18 protein-coding genes are annotated in these 20755 nt (G+C 39.0%); 2 read left to right on the plus strand and 16 right to left on the minus strand.

Features of this window, described 5'->3' with window-relative positions; genetic code table 11:
* Window positions 1–135: 135 nt before the first annotated feature.
* The 9 genes from OSH00_RS17115 to OSH00_RS17155 all read right to left on the minus strand — a co-directional run bounded on the left by OSH00_RS17115 (window position 136) and on the right by OSH00_RS17155 (window position 8825).
* Window positions 136–1269, minus strand: coding sequence for a M48 family metallopeptidase (locus tag OSH00_RS17115; RefSeq protein ID WP_266131434.1), 1134 nt, complete (start codon window positions 1267–1269; stop codon window positions 136–138).
* Window positions 1270–1289: 20 nt separating this feature from the next.
* Complete coding sequence (locus tag OSH00_RS17120) at window positions 1290–2396, minus strand: YjgN family protein (RefSeq protein ID WP_266131435.1); 1107 nt, start codon at window positions 2394–2396, stop codon at window positions 1290–1292.
* Window positions 2397–2564: 168 nt separating this feature from the next.
* Window positions 2565–3401, minus strand: a complete 837-nt coding sequence (gene fghA, locus OSH00_RS17125; RefSeq protein WP_266131436.1) for an S-formylglutathione hydrolase — start codon at window positions 3399–3401, stop codon at window positions 2565–2567.
* Between the two features lie 136 nt (window positions 3402–3537).
* Window positions 3538–4953, minus strand: coding sequence for a C13 family peptidase (locus OSH00_RS17130; RefSeq protein ID WP_266131437.1), 1416 nt, complete (start codon window positions 4951–4953; stop codon window positions 3538–3540).
* 121 nt (window positions 4954–5074) lie between these two features.
* Window positions 5075–5893, minus strand: a complete 819-nt coding sequence (locus OSH00_RS17135; RefSeq protein ID WP_266131438.1) for a class I SAM-dependent methyltransferase — start codon at window positions 5891–5893, stop codon at window positions 5075–5077.
* On the minus strand, window positions 5887–6711 hold the full coding sequence (locus OSH00_RS17140; RefSeq protein WP_196076037.1) for an undecaprenyl-diphosphate phosphatase: 825 nt from the start codon (window positions 6709–6711) through the stop codon (window positions 5887–5889). Before OSH00_RS17140 ends, OSH00_RS17135 begins: the two co-directional genes overlap by 7 nt.
* Window positions 6712–6742: 31 nt before the next feature.
* Window positions 6743–7408: a tRNA (adenosine(37)-N6)-threonylcarbamoyltransferase complex dimerization subunit type 1 TsaB gene (gene tsaB, locus OSH00_RS17145; RefSeq protein WP_266131439.1), complete on the minus strand. Its 666-nt coding sequence runs from the start codon at window positions 7406–7408 to the stop codon at window positions 6743–6745.
* A 216-nt stretch (window positions 7409–7624) separates the two neighbouring features.
* A complete protein-coding gene (locus OSH00_RS17150; protein ID WP_196076039.1) occupies window positions 7625–8158 on the minus strand; it encodes a gamma carbonic anhydrase family protein in 534 nt (177 codons plus the stop codon).
* A 52-nt stretch (window positions 8159–8210) separates the two neighbouring features.
* Window positions 8211–8825, minus strand: coding sequence for a CoA pyrophosphatase (locus OSH00_RS17155; RefSeq protein ID WP_266131440.1), 615 nt, complete (start codon window positions 8823–8825; stop codon window positions 8211–8213).
* A gap of 124 nt (window positions 8826–8949) precedes the next feature.
* Here OSH00_RS17155 and OSH00_RS17160 point away from each other — a divergent pair, with 124 nt between their 5' ends.
* Window positions 8950–9498, plus strand: coding sequence for an NUDIX hydrolase (locus OSH00_RS17160; protein ID WP_196076041.1), 549 nt, complete (start codon window positions 8950–8952; stop codon window positions 9496–9498).
* A 90-nt stretch (window positions 9499–9588) separates the two neighbouring features.
* Here the strand turns inward: OSH00_RS17160 and filF are convergent, their stop codons facing one another.
* From filF to filA, 6 genes are all read right to left on the minus strand, one after another.
* Window positions 9589–11532 (minus strand): putative pilus system protein FilF, encoded by a 1944-nt coding sequence (filF, locus tag OSH00_RS17165; protein ID WP_266131441.1) that lies wholly within the window; start codon window positions 11530–11532, stop codon window positions 9589–9591.
* 10 nt (window positions 11533–11542) lie between these two features.
* Window positions 11543–12880 (minus strand): putative pilus assembly protein FilE, encoded by a 1338-nt coding sequence (gene filE, locus OSH00_RS17170; RefSeq protein ID WP_266131442.1) that lies wholly within the window; start codon window positions 12878–12880, stop codon window positions 11543–11545.
* A complete protein-coding gene (gene filD, locus OSH00_RS17175) occupies window positions 12880–14544 on the minus strand; it encodes a putative pilus system OmpP1/FadL family transporter FilD (RefSeq protein WP_266131443.1) in 1665 nt (554 codons plus the stop codon). The genes filE and filD overlap by 1 nt, the downstream gene beginning before the upstream one ends.
* A 12-nt stretch (window positions 14545–14556) precedes the next feature.
* On the minus strand, window positions 14557–15735 hold the full coding sequence (filC, locus tag OSH00_RS17180) for a putative pilus system protein FilC (protein WP_266131444.1): 1179 nt from the start codon (window positions 15733–15735) through the stop codon (window positions 14557–14559).
* Window positions 15736–15788: 53 nt separating this feature from the next.
* A complete protein-coding gene (gene filB / locus OSH00_RS17185; RefSeq protein WP_266131445.1) occupies window positions 15789–16622 on the minus strand; it encodes a putative pilus system C39 family peptidase FilB in 834 nt (277 codons plus the stop codon).
* A gap of 207 nt (window positions 16623–16829) precedes the next feature.
* Window positions 16830–17756 (minus strand): putative pilus system protein FilA, encoded by a 927-nt coding sequence (gene filA / locus OSH00_RS17190; RefSeq protein ID WP_266131446.1) that lies wholly within the window; start codon window positions 17754–17756, stop codon window positions 16830–16832.
* A gap of 264 nt (window positions 17757–18020) precedes the next feature.
* On the opposite strand from filA, the gene OSH00_RS17195 reads away from it, so the two are divergent.
* A complete protein-coding gene (locus OSH00_RS17195; RefSeq protein ID WP_266131447.1) occupies window positions 18021–19367 on the plus strand; it encodes an anthranilate synthase component I family protein in 1347 nt (448 codons plus the stop codon).
* A 241-nt stretch (window positions 19368–19608) separates the two neighbouring features.
* On the opposite strand, the gene hisC is transcribed toward OSH00_RS17195, so the two are convergent.
* On the minus strand, window positions 19609–20706 hold the full coding sequence (gene hisC, locus OSH00_RS17200) for a histidinol-phosphate transaminase (protein WP_266131448.1): 1098 nt from the start codon (window positions 20704–20706) through the stop codon (window positions 19609–19611).
* Window positions 20707–20755 lie beyond the last annotated feature (49 nt).

A 20755-nucleotide genomic window follows, 5' to 3' on the forward strand; every position in this document is an offset into this window, starting at 1 on the left:
GTGTAAATTGTTTGCAGCTACAATAAATGATACTGTAAACTTAAAATATATTCTTTTAGGTGTTTTGGATAACCAAAAAAATCAAGGGCTTTAACAAGCCCTTGATCAAATCAGTCGTTATCTAAAGATAGAAGATCATTTGGACTGCTGATGCTTCTCTTGCTGTTTTTTCTCAAAATCGCGAACCATTTGAATGCGTTCTTCAGTTGCAGGATGCGAAGATAATGCATCCAGAATTGCTAAAGACTGATTTTTATCCGACTCTTTTTGCGATGAGGGTGAACTAGCGGATGCCTTTTTATCAGCATTAGCAGTTTGACTCGCATTGTCTGCTTTTTCTGAATCTTCTGTTTCATCACTTAAACGTTGTAAGAAATTGGCAAAATGTGAGACTTCAATGCCCTTTCGATCCATCAACTGTAAAGCATATAGATCAGCTTCAGATTCAAATTTACGTGAATAATTTGCACCAATCATTGCAGCAGGTAATGAAGTAAATAAGTCTGAACTATCTCCCGTCATGGCAATATACAAAACGCTAAGCCCTAAACTGGTTAAGCCTTGTTGTAGGCTATGGCGCTGAATTAAGTGACCTTGCTCGTGCGCCAAGACGCCTAAAATTTCCTGATCACTATGTGCCATTTCGATCAATTCATCCGTGATAATGATGGTATTGTTGGGCAATGCCACCGCATTGGCACCCAAGCGCCCTCCTTCACGAAAAACCAATTTGGCAGGTTTGCCTTCAGCCACTGTATTTAAATATTGCTTGGAAATTAAATCCCTCTGACCTTGAGCCAATTGACTGGGCGCTGTCCAATTATTTAAAACATAGGTTTCGGCTTCATCCCCTAATTTTTTCAAACTATTTTCAGGCAATTGAAAAGCCACATAATGTGAAGCAGCTGGAACGCCCCATTTGACTAAGGCAAACACAAAAGCAACCACAAAAATCACGCTAAAAATGATCAGGCTTGGTGAACGTTCAAGTTTCCAGATTGAATGCTGAACTTTTTTAGTTCCATAATTAAACCATTCAGGTAATGCTCCATAAAACTCGATACGCGCATCGTCTTTTAATTCAATCACAGGATGTAATTGCCCAAGCGCACCAATCAATGCCATATCTGAATATTGATAGCGACGATGCTGCTCTAAACGATCACCATAGCGAATCAGAACTTCAGACTCAGATTGAGCTGAAATCTGTGCGTGGTGCGGTTTAGACACCACACCATCATAGAAAATAATATCTACTGGTTGTGACATAGATTAATCAACTCATATCATTATAAAGAAATATCAATGTCAAAAATGTCACTGATTTCTTCAGCTAAAGCACTTTGTTCTTGCTGCGCCTGATTCATCATTTGATCTGGATCATCATGCAAAATTAAGCTCATCGACTCAATCTGATATTTGTGAATACGAATTGCTGCCCAAGCTGACATCAATCCTATGCTTAAAATTTTGACAATCCAGTTTGAGGCAATAATCCATGCGTAACGCCACTGATTACAATCTGTTTTAAACTGACTATTACCCACTGTTGTATTGTTCCATGTGGTAATAAAAAGACGTGCAGCGATTAATGGATAAATAAATAATCCAACCACTGCATACATGATAAATATCCCAGTAATAAAAAAGCTTGGTGAGAATCCTGCAACAGTGCCAATGATGCCGAAATAAACCACAGAAAATGCAATAATTACACCAATCGACATAAAAATCGGCACATATACAGCAGCCATGTATGCAGACCAATCCGCATTTAATTTAAAGTTTAACTGCCCTGCATATAAATGATTCAGATAATATTTTTTATATAGCCATATCGCTACAGGCGAAAAGATACCCAAAGTAAAAATATATACCAATATGCTCAAGAAAAAGACTTTATAAGATTCTTTCGTGGTTCCTGAAAAATAAAATCGGCTGTTTCCAAATTTACTGTTTCGTGCAGTAAAACGCATGGTTGCACGAATCAACCACGGAACCGCTGCATATAACACAACCAACCCAACCACAGTCGCAATCATTGAATACCGTGATGAAATGGAAAATGCAGCATAAATACCTAATGCGATCAAACGCCCAATTAAAATTTTGGTTGGAATACCGGTAAAATCAAAACGGCGCTTAAAAAATTCCGTGTTCCCATAAAAATAACGTAAGCGACGAACCTTTGCCCAAGGTGCATACAAGCTTAAAGTTACAATGGTCAATAGGATATTGACAATCCAGATTCCAAAATACTCCATTGCATCACCATGAAACTTAAAGCGATGAACTTTAGGGTATTGTGAATCTGTAGATTGCGGAATACTCGGTGGTGTAATGTGCTGATCCACACTCAAATGATCAGGGAATGGGGGTGGAATTTGATCTTGCATATTATTCTCTTTATTCAAATTATGATGGTGAACTCAAAGTTTTCATAATAAAAAAATTTCAGTGTCAGTGTATATTTTTTCTAAACTGAATGAAATAGAGTAAAAGCAAACAACTATTTACTTTTACTCAGCATCAATTTTTTTTAATATTTTGGGATAAATCGGATTCTATTTTTGCAATTGTAAAGCATGGAATTGCAAATGATCATCCATAAAACTTTGGATAAAATAATATCCATGATCATAGCCTTCGTGAAATCTCAGGCTGATCTTTTGCCCAACAGCATTACACGCCTGCTGAAATTTTTCGGGATTCAATTGACTGTAAAATTGATCTTTTAAGCCTTGGTCGATCAAAACCTCATCAAAAAGTGCCCCCTTGCTAAGCAATAGTTGCGTGGCATCATGTTGGCGCCATACTGATGGGTCATCCCCTAAATAATGGGAAAAAGCTTTTTCGCCCCAAGGACATTCACTTGGTGCGCAAATTGGCGCAAAGGCAGACACAGATTTAAAATAATGTGGATATTTCCATGCCAATGTTAAAGCGCCATGTCCTCCCATACTGTGCCCAAAAATACCGATCGCATTTGATTGGATTGGGAATGTTTCAAGCGCCCAAGAATAAAGTTCATCGACGATATAACTTTCCATTTGAAAATGTTCAGACCACGGTGCCTGAGTTGCATTGATATAGAATCCAGCACCTTGTCCCAAATCCCATGAATCGCCTTGAGCAACGTATTGACCACGTGGCGAAGTATCTGGCGCAATCAATATTAAACCGAGTTGTGACGCCAAGCGCTGGGCATGCGCCTTAATAATGAATGTTTCCTCAGTACAGGTTAGCCCCGCCAGATAAAACAATGCTGCACACTTTTGCCCTTTTAAAGCTTGAGGTGGCATATAAACAGCAACTTTGCTAGCACCTTTTAAATAATTCGACTGAATCTGATAAATTCGTTGTTCACCATCAAAACAAATCGTGTTACTTAAAAGTTCCATTGCCATCTCTCTCTAAATTTGGATTTATAAATTGTTTAAGGTTAACACTCCACCATCAACCTTATTGATATTGATGAAGAAAATACACTTTTCCTCCTCAATGAATCACCGACCTATGTCTAAGTGACAGCAATCATCAAGGCTTAGTTGGATCCAACTTTTCATTCTGACTTTGTGCAGAAGCAATCACACCTTGTTGTGGAAATAAATGCTGCTCCAATTGAGGCAACATCAATTCCATATTTTTTCCAATCACCCACTGGGGTTCAGATGGATCAAAGCCTTGTGCATTTTCCCATTTTGCAACAGTTTCGGATGCTTCTTTAAACGCAGCTTTTAATGAGCCTTGTTCACGCATTGCCTGATCAAAGAAGGCTCGACCGAAATAAGTATAATCCGCTTCATTTGAACAGCCAAATGAGGCACGATCAGCTGCAGAAGCAGTGATAATTAAGGTATCAGGGGATTGCAGTGCTGAAACAAAACTACCTGAATAGCAGGCTGATATAACAATCACTTTCCAACGAATGCCCGATTTATCTAAACTTTCTCTCAGCCATTTTGGATCAACATCACTTAAATCAATCGGTTCATTTTCCAATTCAAAACGATTGGGTAAACCGTGTGAAGTCATATACAGAAACAACACATCACTTTCACGGTTCATTTGCTGCCCAATACGGCGTAAGGCAAGGTCTATACTGGTTTTTGAAGCGATTGGCGTCTCGTTCATACTTGCAGGATTATTCACCAATTCAATAGAGCGCCCGAATGTCCCAAAACGTGTATCGAACTGTTCTTTAATTCGATCAATCTCAAATTTAAATACATCCTGATAACTGGCCCCTGCCACACCTAAAAAGTACCAGTGTGTTTTGGCAAACTCACCAAACTGAATCTGTTCCAATGCTTTATTGAGTAAACGGCTTTGGGCATAGAACGCATTTTCACTGATACTCGGTGGAACCTCTTCCACTTTCCAAATCGGCTGCTCTTTAATAGACACTTGCCAAGTAAACAGCGTCGCAACCGTAGCAAACATGATCAATGCACGTTCCCACCACGGCCATTTTAACTCTCTCGAAAACACCCAGACGACTGCAAGACTCTGCCAAATAAATAAAGCAAAGAACAACAGCGGAATCACATCATAAGTAAAATACGGTAAGAGATCATGATTGCCCAGATACTGTAAAAGACACTGAAACAACATGATATGGGTATCAAGCACCAACCATAGTAGTGCAGGCACTAACATTAAGCGTGGATTGTTGGTTCGTTGGGAGAGGAAAATCCCGACAATCAAAGCAATAAACGGCCATAAAGCATAACTGACTAGGCCTTGACGATTAAATACCCCACCATCACCTGCCACCAGCCAACTAAATAATGTATTGGCACAAGCCCCCAACAGCCCCCAAAAAATAAGCTGTAAAATCGACGGCCGAACGATTTGTAAAGATTTTCGCGAACCCAAAAATAACCAAATCCCTGCACGTTGGTTACTTTTCAAATCATGCCAAAAGTTAATTGAGGGTTTAAGGTCTATCATATAGATTCTGTTAAGGCAGTCGCTTCAATCAGCCTATCTAGTTTAGGCTTGGCTAAAAAATTATCAATGTTTGATTTAACTATATATCAATAATTCGACTATTATTGAAACAGTTACCAAACTACTCAATAAGATTGCTGTTAAAATAAGCATCAAATCGGCAGGCATCGCCTTGCCACTGATAATCGGTGGGTTGATCATTTAAAAATACAGCCAGTCGAGGACGTTTTACCACAACCCGTTTAGCAATATGTTGGGCTAAGACTAAAAGATGATCTCCTAAATCCATCTCACCATCTTCAGGAAGGAGCATGTGTAATAACTGCATTTGCTTTTTCACTTGCGCTTGTTTTTTTACGGCCTGCTGATGTTGATCACGTTGTGGAAACATGGGATCTAAATAAACCACATCGACTACTTTTTTATCCTGAATCAACTGCTCTAAATAGACAGCGGAGTCTGAAAAAATTAAATCAATTCGAGCAACGACTTTTGCAAGAAAAGGATCATTTTCAGCTTGGGATTTTGCATCCTCAAGCAAAGTAAATAAAATGGGGTGGCGCTCCACCAAGCAGATATTGGCGCCAAGATATGCCATTAATAAGCTGTCATGCCCCAAACCGGCGGTAGCATCGACCAAGCTTGGTTTTTCTGAAAGATGGCACGCACGAGCGATCATTTCTGATTTTAAACTGGCGCGTTTTAGACGTGGTATTTCAGCTTTCCAGTCAGGCTGCATTTTCATGCCATTGGCACATAGACTCAAACCTTGCTCATCTACACACAGTGCAAGCTCGGGGTTTAACCTTAAAAAGCGCGAATTGAGTTTTTCAATCACTTCTATGTTGACCACAACTCCACGTAAAGAAAGCACAGTTTGATAGGACTGTGCTTTCTCTAAAAAAGTGGATGTTGTGAATAAGCGAATCTCGCTTACCATAATTTCCAACCTGTTAAAGCAAATAATAAAATGACTAAACCGGATGCAATACGATACCAAGCAAAGACCATAAAATCACGTTTGGAAACATAAGCCACCAGAACACGAATCAGAATTAATGCTGAAACAAAAGAAACAATCAAACCTACAAAAAATACCGTCCAATCTTGGGTAGTTTCATAGATATGGTAGTTTTTAAAAAGATCCAATAACCCTGCGCCTACAATAACAGGGATACCTAAAAAGAAGGAAAACTCTGTTGCCGCCTTACGTGATACTCCAAGCATCATCCCCCCAATAATCGTCGCGCCTGAGCGTGAAGTACCAGGAATAAGCGCTAATACTTGAATCAAACCAATATAAATCGCTTCTTTGATCGAGATATTGTCTACTTCAACCGCATTGACTTTGGGTGGATTTTTCTCAACCCACCATATAATTAAACCACCAACAATTAAGCCAATCGCTACGGAAATATCATTAAACAAAAGTTCTTTTACGAGATCACCACAAGTCAAACCAACAATCATGATTGGAATAGAAGCCGCAATAATGCTCACCCCAAGATGTCGACCTTTAGGTTCACCCGAGAACAGACCAATAGCAGCTCCCCAAAGCTTGCCCCAATATTCATAAATGACGGCTGCGATCGCCCCCATTTGAATCGCAACAACAAATAAGTCGCTCTTCTCTTTGGTCCAGAAATTCATTAATTCAGATGCAAGAATTAAATGACCTGTACTTGAAATAGGTAAGAATTCGGTAATACCTTCAACGATACCCATAATGGCTGCTTTGAGTAGCAGTAAAAGATCCATGTTACATCCTAAAAATTAAAGCGAAAAACGATTATGACTTGCCTTGTTCTGGAATTTTTTTCCATGCATTATCACGTAAATATACCGGTAATGCCTGTTCAGCACTGAGCCATTGCTGTTTCAATGCATGTTGTCTTGCAATTGTCGCAATATCGTTGGCATTTGCCGTAAGCTGCTGAAATTTAGTCGCCTCACCGTCAACCAATGTTGCTCCAGAACCAATCAAAGTATATTTTCGATATGCTGCAGCCTGTTGATAGTCTAATAATTGTTCTTCATCTACAAGTTGCATAATGTTATTTTGGTCAAGCTTGAAACTCGCCATATAAACTTCATTCATACGTGCATCTAAAACGGCTGTCAATTCTGTCAATTGAGCATGTTGGTATGCTGACTGGGCCAAAGCTTGTAATGTTGACACAGGAATAACCGGAATATCATGCGCCCATGCTAATGCTTGGGTCACTGCCGCATTGATCCGTACACCACTGAATGAACCAGGTCCACGGCTAAACGCGATTGCAGTCAGCTCTTGATTGCTGATTTGATTTTGCTGAAAGCCTTGCTCAATCATCGGCAGAATAGTTTGAGTCTGTGCTTTTGCTCGCGTATCAAGTTGAAAATAGAGTGTTTGAGTTTCATCAACAATCGAAACGGAACACTGCTCATTGGCAGTTTCCAATGCCAGCAATTTCATGCACAACCTTACTGTATTAAAAATGCTGACTATGATACTCCACTCATTTCATTAGCGCGAGGACTAAGCGCTAAAGCCGGTCAGATAAAATTGAATGCTCTAAGTCATCTATAAAAATATCAAGAGAATGAATTTCTTTCCTGAAAAAAACAAAGCCCTCATTTCAAAGGGCAGTATTCATTTTTAAATCATGTGCTTCACTTTGAAACAACTGTGCTAATCAAACTTGAATTCTTCTAAATCGATAAAATCTTTGTAGTGTGAAGCATAATGCAATGCACTCATTTTTAATAAGTTGGCTGCATTTTCATCTAAAGTTCGGACTACTTTTCCTGGAGAACCCACCACCAAGGAATTATCGGGAATCACTTTACCTTCAGGAATCAAGCTATTGGCCCCAATAATACAGTTTTTACCGATGACAGCATGATTTAAAACCACTGCATTGATACCAATCAAACTATTCTCACCGATGGTACAACCATGCAGCATTGCTTGATGTCCAATGGTCACATAATCACCAATGTTTAGTTCAATACCTGCATCGGTGTGTAACACCGCATTCTCTTGAACATTGCTAAAATTCCCCACATGGATCTTCGCATTATCCGCGCGAATAACAGCCCCAAACCAAACACTGACTTGTTGTCCCAATTCAACTTGACCTATCAGCGTCGCATTATCAGCGACCCACCCATCAAAAGGTTCATGTAATGCTTTGGGTGCTTGTCCTTTAAATTTATACATCATGGTGTGATATTCCTTTCAATTTTTCCCTATAAGCATACTTTCAAATATAAAATTATTTTCGATTCAAGATTTGAGATTTAAATGATGGAGAATTCAATAAAAATGGCCAGTTTTTCTGATAGTCCAATCCATATTTAAATAATGACATTAAAATTCTGGCTGTTAAACCCCAAATAATTTCATTTTCAATTCGTAGACTTGGAAAATAAACTGACTGATGCGCCAAACGCACTTCGTAAGGAATGGGCTGTGATTCCATCATTTTTTTTATGGGTGCATAAAAGATACGATCAATTTCAGTAGGCTGTGGAATCAATTGAATATCAGGCGGAATCAAACCCACCACGGGTTTTACTGTAATTCCACTTTTTGCCCGCTCCATCGGCAAATCACCAATCAGCTTAACATCAAAAGGATTTAATGCTGTTTCTTCCCAAGCTTCACGCAGCGCCACAACAATATTACTGGTGTCATTTGGGTCACGTTTCCCCCCCGGAAACGAAACCTCACCGGCATGATTAGATAGATATGCAGAACGTCGGGTCAATAAAATTTTAGGATCAGCCTCCTGAGTAATTGCAATCAGAACCGCAGCATTGGCAGGAAATGTTCTTCTGCCAAAACGTAATCTGTTTTGCAATATTTGTGTTAACTCATGATCCTGCATTTATCTCACTCAATATTTTTGTTCTCTTTCTATCATATATGAAATTTTATGGATAAGGCTATAAATGATGCGAAAGTAGAATTTTTCAGTTATGCTGAGTTATCTCACATTTTCAATGAAGCTTATGAGTTTTTGCAGTGTTTGTGGTCATTCGACAATCGAAAAAATTCCTTTAGGTGATCAAAAAATCCGTAAAGTTTGTACGCACTGTGGCACCATTCATTATGTTAATCCTAAAGTCATTTGCGGCGCACTTGCCCTCTGGGAAGGTAAAGTTTTACTTTGCCGCCGTGCAATAGAGCCCCGTTATGGACTTTGGACATTACCGGCTGGATATATGGAACTGTTCGAAACCATGGAGCAAGGTGCAGCGCGTGAAACGCGTGAAGAATCAGAAGCAGAAGTAGACATCGAACAATTGTACTGTATGTATAATATTCCCCGTATTGGACAGATTTATGTGTTGTTTAAAACACAAATTAAAGATGGTTTTTTTGGTGCTGGGGAAGAAACACTCGAAAGCCGGTTATTTGAAGAACATGAAATCCCGTGGAATGATTTGGCATTTCCAAGCGTTGAACGTACATTACGCCATTATTTTGAAGATCGAAAAAATAATGTCTTTCCGATGCACCTCGAAACATTAGGAACACGTCTAGACCAAACAGGTTGATTATCAAAGTATTTTATTTAGATTTACCTTTACAGACAGCATAAAAAAATCCCCCAATCTCAATTGGGGGATTTTTTTAGCGCAATAAGATTATTTGGTTTTCACTGTATAACACTGTGGCAAACTTACCGATAAAGTTCCTTGTTGACGCTTCGCCAACTCTTTTTGTTCAGGCGTGAGTTTATCTTTATTCGCATCTGTATTGTTATAGATTGCCTGATAAACTGCCTGTAAATTGACCCAAGTTGCCGTAATGGTTTTGTCTCCATCCCAACTGGTAATATTGACACCACTAGAAGTATTCTGCTCATTGATCAATCGTTGAAGGTTTAAACGGATACCGCCAGATGACACTGAAGCTTTATTTAAATCATCGGTTGTGGTGCCGCTTGTTGGAGTAACGACCAATCTCTCATTTAATCCCACCAAAGCACCATCAAGACTTCCAAAAACAGGATTCGCCAGAATCATACGCAGTGTAATTGATTTTTCAATATCACCATTGATATAAGCCGTACCTGTCGTTCCCAGTCGATATTGTTGAACACCTGTTTCTTTATCAATGTACGTATTCGGATCAACATCCGAACAGGTATTTGAATTTAAAGCACCATTTCGACCCAGGTTAGTACGGATATCCCCATTTTCATCAATTACAATCCCTAATGTTTGGGTATTTGGGTTGACTTCTGGATTGGTAAAGTTAAATGTAATATTGGCATAGAGCGGGAAGTAATATTTTTCACCAGTTTTTACTGTATTTTTAGTCAGGAAAACTCTTCGGTCCAAGTAGTTCGCAGGATTGGTTTTATAAATATCAATGCCACCTGAAAGCTGATCTCCGGCGAATGTCTGGCGCCACTTGCCATAAACCGTCGTATCTGTCGGTGCAGTGGTTGCACCAGTCGCACGCTTATACATATATTCGGTACCCGCCACATTGGTATTGTTCAGCAATGTACCTTGATAAATGCTCAGTTGATCTGTTGTTGTTTGATCTTTTTTGAATATCAATGGATTGCTGATTTTTCGAGTTAATGGGCTGATCCAACCTTGCTGTGGATTGACATCTAATTTTTGTGGAACCACTTGATTGAGTAACAGGAACTTTAACAATGAATCAGCAATGGTGCTACCTTCAACTTTTTGCGGAACACCTATCCATTGCATCGCATAACCTGTCGTATAGCCTTGGCGGTCCGTCACGAGATACATATTGGCTATCGATTCGTTCTTGGTATTTAAGTCACTCTTCCCTGTAAAGCCTTGGATATCAACATTTGCTCCACTAAAAATCAGGAAGTTTGTAGAATAAATATTAACCAGCGACTGTTGAATCAAACGCTGTGCTGTTAACTGTGCCGAAGCATTATCGACAGTTTCAAGATTGAGCCATGGTTTTAATTTCTCGATGTAACTGCCATCAAGAAAATCGGCAACACCAATATCCGCAGGTAAATCTTTAAGGTTATTTTTTAAATTATCTGATAATTCGATAGGTTGAATATCCCCAACTTGGTGAGTATTTTGCTCTACACCAATCGCTTGGAAAACGCGAACCAAGCCAACCATGACTTTAAAGGTGTCATCGTTCATATCCATATTGGCTGGTGCTTTACCAGTCATGGCAGTTGCAATATCAATCAAACCAATTGCAGCAGGTTGTCCATTCACTTTTAGGGGGCGAATTTTGTTTAAATCTACATCCCCCAAAACAATTTTACGTTGTGATTCAGAACCCTGAATATAAAACTTTGCCTTGTCTCCAATTAAGCAGCCTCCAGAAGCCAAACCACCTTCTAATTTGGTGGTGAAATGATTTCGGGTATCTGTACTACAATCAAAATTTAATCCAGTCACTGGATAATCAACATAAAAACCTAAACATTTTTCATAAGATGCATCACAGCCATTGGTATAAGTTACAATACCTTTGTATGGGTCTTCATTGACTGTTGAACTTTCACCACCACAACCAGTAAGTGCTAAACCTAAACTCGTTAAAACGAAAGGGGCTAATAATCTTTTTTTCATAATCTCGTCCTTACTGAATAACACTCAGCTTAATTTGTCCATGATTTGTTAACTGTTTATTTTCAACATCTATAGCTGAGGATAACGGTGTTAAAAATAGATAAGTCGCTTTTTCGGGTTTTCTCAACACACCTTCCATTGCGGCATATTGTAAATTGTTGTCATGAGATTCTTCATTTTTAAAGCCACTCACACCTTCGATTACACAGCCCTGTTCATCTAGAAATACAACTAAAGGCCAATAGTAGCTCTGTGTCTTGGAAGAGGATGCATAGGAAGTTAAAAGGATATTTTGTACCTGAGCATCTAATTTCACTACTTCATATGCAAAATGCGCTTTAATTGGTGCAACTGGCCATAAACCAATCTCTTGATTTTTAAGTGATAGCGCTTTTGCTTTAAGTATTTTTTTACCTGAGAAACAGGCTTGTTCTAAATTATGAACCACTTCGTCTTTAGGCAAACGGAAATAAGTTGAAGAGAGTACGACTGGTTTTTTTTCATTAGCTTCTGGATTGCCTCGAATACGATTTAAGAGACTTGTGCTGAGCCCCTTTTGGCGTTCAATGGTTTCATAACGTCCATGTACTGCACCAATCTCTGGGGTCATATAAAATCGCTTTTTCCCCTCTAGGTTAAATTCACGATCTTCCAGATATTCATTGTTTACATACTTTTCGCCATCAATGATGGTAAAGTTTTTGTCTTCAGTTTCTTGAATATTCTGCGTTTTAAGCACAGCTTTGGAAACTGGTGAGTTCTGAGGCGTTAAACTCTTTTGTTGTCTTTCGACTTGTTTAGCTTCATGTTGTGATTTAGCTATTTCAGCAGTTTTGGTTTCTGGAACAACTACAGCCATTTTTTCTTGTTCATGTTTCTTTACTAAGGACGGAACAATCTGTTGTGGTTGTGGTTGTGGTTGTGGTTGTGGTTGTGGTTGTGGTTGTGGTTGTGGTTGTGGTTGTGGTTGTGGTGAATCCTTAACCGTTTTTTGTTGCTTTGATTGAATTTCCGATGAATGTTCAGTGAGGGATACGACTGATTTTTTTTGCTCTGGGGCACTTGTAGAAAGACGCTCAGGTTGAGTCATCTTTTCATTTTGTGTTGTATTGGATTGAGGTTGAATAGCCTCAACAGACTTTATCGTTTTGCTTTCATTCTTATGATTATTTTTTTGCTTAGTTTCAGGTTGCGTTGGTGATTCAGGTTTTTGAATAATCATCGGATGCCCATCAGGTCCGATAATGGTATAGAAACTGGATGCATAACAAGCTGATGTGGCTAGGCTAACAGTCAATACTAGCCACAAAGAATTCAAAACTATTTTTTTTTCAGCTTTTAAACGCATTACCATCTCGTTCTGTAATTGAGCCCTAGAATTGTGACTTTGGTATTTGTTTTTACATTCAATCCAGCATATGGGTTGAGTAGTAAGTTATCTACCCCTGTCTTATTCGATAAACTACTGGTATTTGCAGGAATATTATCGCGGCTGCGTAGAAAGCCCACAGATAAATCAATATCGGTATCTTCATCAAAACGGTAACCCAAACCTAAACCGAATAACTGAGCATTATTGATCGGCACCATGGTATTTCTTTTATCATCAGGAATCGCACTTGCGCGAGGTTCATAACCTGCTCGAAGTTTTAAACGATCATTTGCTGAATATTCCACGCCAATTCCCCAACTCCATGGTGACTTAAAGCCAAGCGGGAAAGCCAATGAGGTATCTGTAACTTGATTGGATAAAAGCTTAGCAATTTTTAATGCTGAAATTTGGCGATCAAATTCAAATTGGAATTTTTCCCACGCTTTAAAGTCCGTCCATCCAACATCAAAATTCACTTGTAAATCGGGTAAAACCTTATATTTTATCCCCGCTTGAAAATGTGCTGGATATTCCAAATCCATTGCGATCAAACCGGATTCTGTTGGCGGTATATAACCAGGGAATCCAAGAATCGCAGCAAGAATCTGACCTGTTGCAGAGGAGTTTAAACCTTTAATCAGTTCTCTTGGTGCGTTGGCATTGTCAATGAAATATTTACCTTTCATACGCATTTTTGCCGAGCTTTGATAGACCATACCAAAACCGAAATTCTCAGTTGGCTCCCACATTAGACCCAGGTTGTAGCTTGGGCTCAAACTTTGCTCCAAAGACACCTGCATCTTTCCGAACTGCCCAAATGGATTCATTCCCTCATTGGCATTACAGATACCAAATAGCAGTAGATCGGTGATCATATTGGAGTTATTTCGGAATGGACCACAAACAGACTCATCTACCATTCGCAATACACCGATCATTTCATTTGGGAAGCGTAAATCAGTCTTCAATGCCATGGCATTATATGACATCCCAATAGAAGCCCCCAAAGAGAGTTGATCATTGACTTGATATGCGACAGAAGGTGATAGATATGTAATACGTTCAATGGCAACCTGTTGACCCATAAAGTTGCCGGGATTTTTATCTTCTGAACCAAATCCCGCCACCATAGGTGCATAAGCTGCCGTTGCATACGTTAATTTTGAACCTGGTGGATTATAGGAAACCCCACCTGTAGGCGCCAATACCGGCCAACCTGGTCCCAAATCTACAACTTTCTTTAAAATAGGAATATATAAACTTGCATATTCAACGTCACCACGTACAGAGTCTTTATAGTCCGTACATAAACTGGAAGGATTATCGGGGGCATCATTACAGATCAACGGATCATCAGAATAACCAAATACGTTGTAGCCCGATGGAGCAGAAAACTCCCGTTGAACATCAAAGTTAGCAATGATGCCCTGTACGTCTGTCTGTAGACCTTTGAGTTTAGTCAGTCCAGCTGGGTTAAAATGAATTGCACTAATTCCTGGTGGATCTGCGGTAACGGCATTTCCCATCGTCAATGAACGTATGTCTACAGATAGGTTAAGCCCTAAATGCGCAAATACTTGAGTTGAACACCCTGTTAATAAAATTGCTGTTACTAATGGGCGCAAACGTATGTTTTTCATACCTTACACTCCTTAGCGAGCTTTTTTCTTACCAAAGCCAATAATATCTAATGGGAAAGACAACCCAAGTGAAATATCCGGCGAATCTTCAGTTAAACCAATTCCCAATGTACCATTTACGATGGTTTCAGGATTTACACGCACACCCAGAGCAATCGAGAACATACCGCTTGATTGATCCGCTGCTTTATATGAGTCTGCAAGTCCAGCTTGTGATTGATATTTAAAAGATGTATTCATATTAAATGATTGTTGATATGACATGGTCATAGAGACATCATAGTTAAATGAATATGCGAAACCGAAAGAGAAACCACCTGTTATTCCTGGATCAAATTCTTCCAAAACTCTTTGATAAGATTGATCTCCACCCTGACCATTGGCATTACCACCGCCACGTACTTGATTTAAACCGGTTTCTTTAAATCCATAGTTGGCTGAAACTGAAGCAAATAATACAACAGGGTCAATATATTTTCGGGTACTTGCGCCAACACCCACAGAATAATAGCCCTTACCTGTGGAAAGGTCTGTATTCGGATTAATCTCGTATGGGCTATCACCTGTTTTTGTCGATAAACTACCAAATAAAATCAGTGGTAAACGACCGGCTTTAAGCGGAAAAGGTTCCCAGCGCGCGCCTAGGTTGATATCTCCCAGACCTGCTGCCGTTGCATCTTTTAAGCTGTCTGATTTGGCAATAAAGGGCACAGAAGCTGTAAACGTTAAATTGTCTCTAACGCCATATTGCACTGTAAAGGTATTGGTAATGGTATGACTTGCATCTTCATCTACACGAAGCTGGTAAGCAGTACCTTCATTAATACCCAAATTCAGTTGTGAATCGCGATAGTATGAATAATCCAAATCATAGAAGGTTGATATTTCACCTTTTTTAATTAAGGAATACTGACGTTCATTGGATGTAAAAACTTCTTGTAAATTGGTTTCTTGAGAAGCATCCCCTTCTTTCTTTTGTAATGCTTCTGCTGCTTGAGAGCCTGACTTTGGTGCTAAAGATTTTGTTTCATCCTTATTAATCTGTACTTCTTCTTTAGCTGGAACAGCTTGATCTACTGCTGTATCAGCACTTGCATCAACCTCAGTATTTGTTTCAGCCGCATATAAACTTCCGATTGCAAACTGAATACTCACTGCAAGTAAAGTTCTTTTCATCCATTGATTATTCATATTATTCCTATCCCAAAAAATCCAATTCAGTTATCTAATTTTTAGTCCATCTTTTACTTACGTTTATAATAGAGTCTTAGGTAAGTTGTAATTGGCTGATTATAGGTTGCTGACTTGGTATCTAGGTCAATTACTTTACGCATGGTTGATGCTTTATCTGCCAATCTATTGACGTAATCTGTTGAATATTGAGCTTCTACCAAGGCGTAACGATTAATTGTTGCATCATCAACATGACGCATATCCGCCTCTTGTAAAGCCAACATATTACGTTGTTGCGCCTTAGGCGCATTAATCATAAATAAAGTATTATTTTCCCAAACTTGCTTAAAGCGCTCTTGGTCAAAACTAATATTTCCTAATGCAGGGTCAGCCACATAGACTCGACCATCTTTATACGCTTTAAATACGACAAAATGTTTAAATCCTGCATAAGAAATCGGCACAATCACAGGTTGATTTTGATTAATTAAGTCTGTGAATTCCCCTCTAAAGCCTCCGCTCTCATAACCAATTGCTGCAACAAAACGTTTCATGTCCAACAGAGAAAAACTTCGACGTTCGATAATACGGTTGTATTCCCCAAAACGTAATAAACCTTCCATGGTTTGCTGTTCTGTCAAATTTGTTCCAACATATCCATTCAGCAAGGTTGTGAGCGCAGCAGAGCCACAACTATAGTCATATGCCTGACGCACGATGCCGCGGAATTGATTTTCTAAGGCAGGTTTAATATGAACCATCTCACGATGATTTCGTGAAAATGATGGGTCCCGAGAATCCGCAAGCTCAGTGTAATAGACAGCATCCTTTGGCTTGGGTTTTACATCTAGTGCGTGGTTGGCAAAATAGTACATTAATGCCGAACCTAAAGTAATTTCTAACATAATTTTAACTATCAAGTATCGGCAGTATTTTGCCTAAAGTGCTGATTTTATTTTTAGAGTGAACACTCTACATCCCTGAAACTAGAAGATACCGTTTTTTGAAAAAAAAAACAGTCTTTTTTTGAACTTTTGTCGCTTTTAGGAAGTTTTTTTGTAAAAAAAAACGCATGCTTTGCATGCGTTTCTTTTTATATCTCTAGCGTTAACTTAGTGACCAGCAATTGTTAGTTTCACACCATTAGCTGTTGCTGAACCACCGTTATAAAACTTCATACCCGTAATTGCGACATCACCAATTGAGCCTGATCCTACGCCAGTACCTGCTGTCCCAGGCGTGCCTGGTACATATCCTGTACCACCACCTAATACCACTTTAGTTAAGTAAATATCTGTACCTGTCGCACTTTTCATTGCAGTTACAGCCAAACCTTTTGTCGTAACAGCAACATCTGCATCTAAAGCTAAGTTCGCTGAACCACTATCTGTAACTTTAATGCCACCCAATACGATATAACCACCACCAGCGCTAGATGCATCTTTAAGTGCCAAATTACTGATTGATAAACCTCCAATCATTGATCCATTCAATTTAATCATTGCACCTTGTGGTGTATTACCCAATTGGATATTTGCTGTCGTTGCGCCCACATTTACAGTTAAGCCACTTAAAATTTCAGCTGATGCAGTGTCTGGCTTATAAGCACCAGCAGTACCAGTTACATTATTAACTTCAATTTTACCTAAATCAATTCTGAGCGCATTGATTGCTGCTGCAACATTCAAAAATGGTTTACCTGCATTACCAGCATCAGCACTACCATCAGTATCAATCACTAAATCAGCAAGGTTACCTGTACCTGTTTTAGTCACTACTACATTATTTAACGTAATCGCACCTGCTTTAGTAGAACCACCAGAACCAGCATCAACTCCTGCTGTTCCTGCAGCAGCTAAACCGTCGCCATCAAAAACATGTAGTTTTGCAATTTCAATTTTATCTGCGTCAATCCCGATGGAAATACCATCCTGACCAGTCGTTGCACTCAGTGCTGCATCATCCATTGCTTGCAGAGCCATTGCATTTGAGCTAACAGCAACAGCAGAAACTAAAGCGAGTTTAGTAAATAATTTCATAATCCGTACTCTCCCAAGAGCATTTTTTTTCATTTTTAACCACTCTCCGTAGTTCCCTGTTGTTTTTAGTTGTTTTACAACTTAGAACACCAATCCTTGAGTAGTCCGTTTTGCCCTTTTAAGTTAACTGTATGTTACTTTTTGTTCAACTGCTGTTTATCAAAAAGGTGATGAAACCGATAAACGGTAAACAGTTTTTTCACCTGAGTTTTCAGGTAGAATATACCTGATCCATGTCTTTTTCTTTTTGAGTTCAATCTCCCTATGTTTCGGAAGTTATTACATTTTCCATCAAACAATATTGCTACAGTGTTACATCGACTTCACTCGCTTTTTGGTTGTGTCTATTTAAAGAATTCAGGACAAGATATCATCGCTTTCTTACCTGAAAAGTATTGTATTTCGACTTTACAACAATATGAGACTTATACACGAAGCGGCTTTACGAATTATCAAAAAGATCACAATACAAATAAGCTTAATAATTTTTTTTACTTCAATCCACTCGCTTCAGCAAATAGCGCTGAAAAGTTTCAAGGTGGCTATATTGGATTTATAGACTACAATTATGCCAGCACTCAACATATTGATTCCGCACCTAAAGCCCAACCAAATTTTTATATCGGTGTATATCAAACTTTTATTCACATCGAAAATCAACAATTGGTTTTCTATAGTTCGGAATCATGTGCAGAAGACTTTTTTAGATTCATAGAAAACCTTTTAAATACAGACCATGCATTAAGCAAATTTAAACTGGACACGCCCTGTAAGGCGACATGGGCAAAACAAGACTATGTGCACGCCTTTACCCAAGTCCAAGAATACATCAAGGCGGGGGATTGCTATCAAATCAATTTAACACAAGAATTCACCGCACAGGCGCAAGGCTTACTTTTAGATACAGCTGAACATTTCTGGAAATTGACTGACGCCCCATATTCGGGCTATTTAAAACTTGATGATTTTGAGTTATTAAGTTGTTCACCTGAATTATTTATTGATTTTAAAGCTGAGCGTAAAATTATCACCAAGCCGATCAAAGGCACGATGCCTCGCTATAATGATCCAGTTTTAGATCAACAGTCCAAGGATCGATTAATTCATTCTCAAAAAGATCAAGCTGAAAATGTCATGATCGTAGATTTGTTACGTAATGATTTAAGTGTATATGCTGAAACAGGTTCAGTGAAAACACCTCAACTTTTCAATATTGAATCTTTTAACCAAGTCCACCACATGGTGAGTGAAGTCACAGCAATATTAAAACCTGAAGTCAGTCCATTTGATGTACTGTTGACAGCATTGCCTGGTGGTTCAATCACTGGCGCACCGAAAATTCGGGCAATGCAAATTATTGAGGAGCTAGAGAGTGCTCCCCGTGGTGCTTATTGTGGTTCTTTGGGATATTTTAATTTTGATGGCACAGGATCTTGGAATATTTTAATCCGTTCCATTCAAAAATTTCAGAATAAGGTTTCTGTATGGGCAGGTGGTGGAATTACCATTGCTTCTGATTGCGATGCTGAATATCAGGAATGTTTTGATAAAGTTTCTGCAATGCTTGATTTACTCAATACTTGGTATCAAACAGATTCAGAAGATCAATAACCTGAGTTCAATATAAAACGCTTGGTGAACATCATACTCAAAAACATCACTCGCGACAGCTTGAGGCAAGTCTTCATTTATACAGTGTTGTTTCTGTAATTCATTGAATACGAACTAAGTCAGCCCCTGTGATCAGCGAATCATCGTTTATTTTTAATTAGATGAGGGGAACATATGTCCCCCTCTCCCAAATATTCATTGAGATGGCGACATCAATCTCTAGCACACTTTATACTCAGCTTTAATTCAAGATATCATGCTTTAAAGTATCGACAAGCCGTTGATTCTGTTCGTCTGTACCAATCGTAATGCGTAAAAACTGGTTAATACGGGGCTTATTGAAATAACGTACAATAATTCCCTTTTCACGTAACGCTTGTGCAAGTTCACCAGCATCTTTAGAAGGTAAAGATGCAAAAATAAAATTTGCTTTTGATGGCAGCACGTTAAAACCTATCGCCTCTAAATCTGCAACAAGTTTGTCTCGGCTAAGGATCACTTTTTGACACTGAGCTTCAAAGTATTCTTGATCTTCAAATGATGCAACAGCAGCAGCTATAGCAAAACGATCGATTGGGTATGAGTTAAAACTATTTTTAACAGCTTCTAATGCTGCAATCAGGTGCGGCTGTGCAATCGCAAATCCAACACGCAGTCCAGCCAAAGAACGAGATTTTGAAGTCGTTTGACAGACAACCAAATTCTCATATTTTTCAACCAACTGTACAGCAGACTCCGCACCAAAATCAACATAAGCTTCATCAATCACAACCACAACATCTGGATTAGATTGCAAAACCTCTTCAATGGCACCCAAACCTAGCGCAATACTGGTGGGCGCATTTGGATTGGTAATAATAATTCCACCATTGGGCTGTTTATAATCATTCACCTCGATTTCAAACTGGTCATTTAAAGGGATGATTGTTGTTTTAGCCGAAAGCCCAAAAAACTGACTATAAACAGGATAAAAACTATAGGTAATATCTGGATAGAGGATAGGCTGATCTTGTACGAAGAAAGCTTTAAAAATATGGGCGAGAACTTCGTCTGAACCATTACCGACAAAAACATTGGCGATATTGACATGTTGTTGTTGAGCAATTGCCTGTTTCAGTGCAGTTGCATCTGGATCGGGATAGAGTCGCAACGCATCTGCGGAATTTTCCAAAACCGCTTGAACCGCTTCAACCACTTTCGGCGATGGTGGATAAGGATTTTCATTGGTATTCAATTTTAATAAATTTTGAATTTTCGGCTGTTCCCCTGGAATATACGGTTCTAATGCACGTACTTCAGGACTCCAAAAACGCATTTGTTCAGGGCTAATCTTTGACATTTTCTTATCTCTTATTTTCCTCATCCATCCCTTTCAATACTTTAACAGT

Origin of the sequence: Acinetobacter nematophilus, from assembly GCF_026344175.1 — a bacterium.
Taxonomy (GTDB): domain Bacteria; phylum Pseudomonadota; class Gammaproteobacteria; order Pseudomonadales; family Moraxellaceae; genus Acinetobacter; species Acinetobacter nematophilus.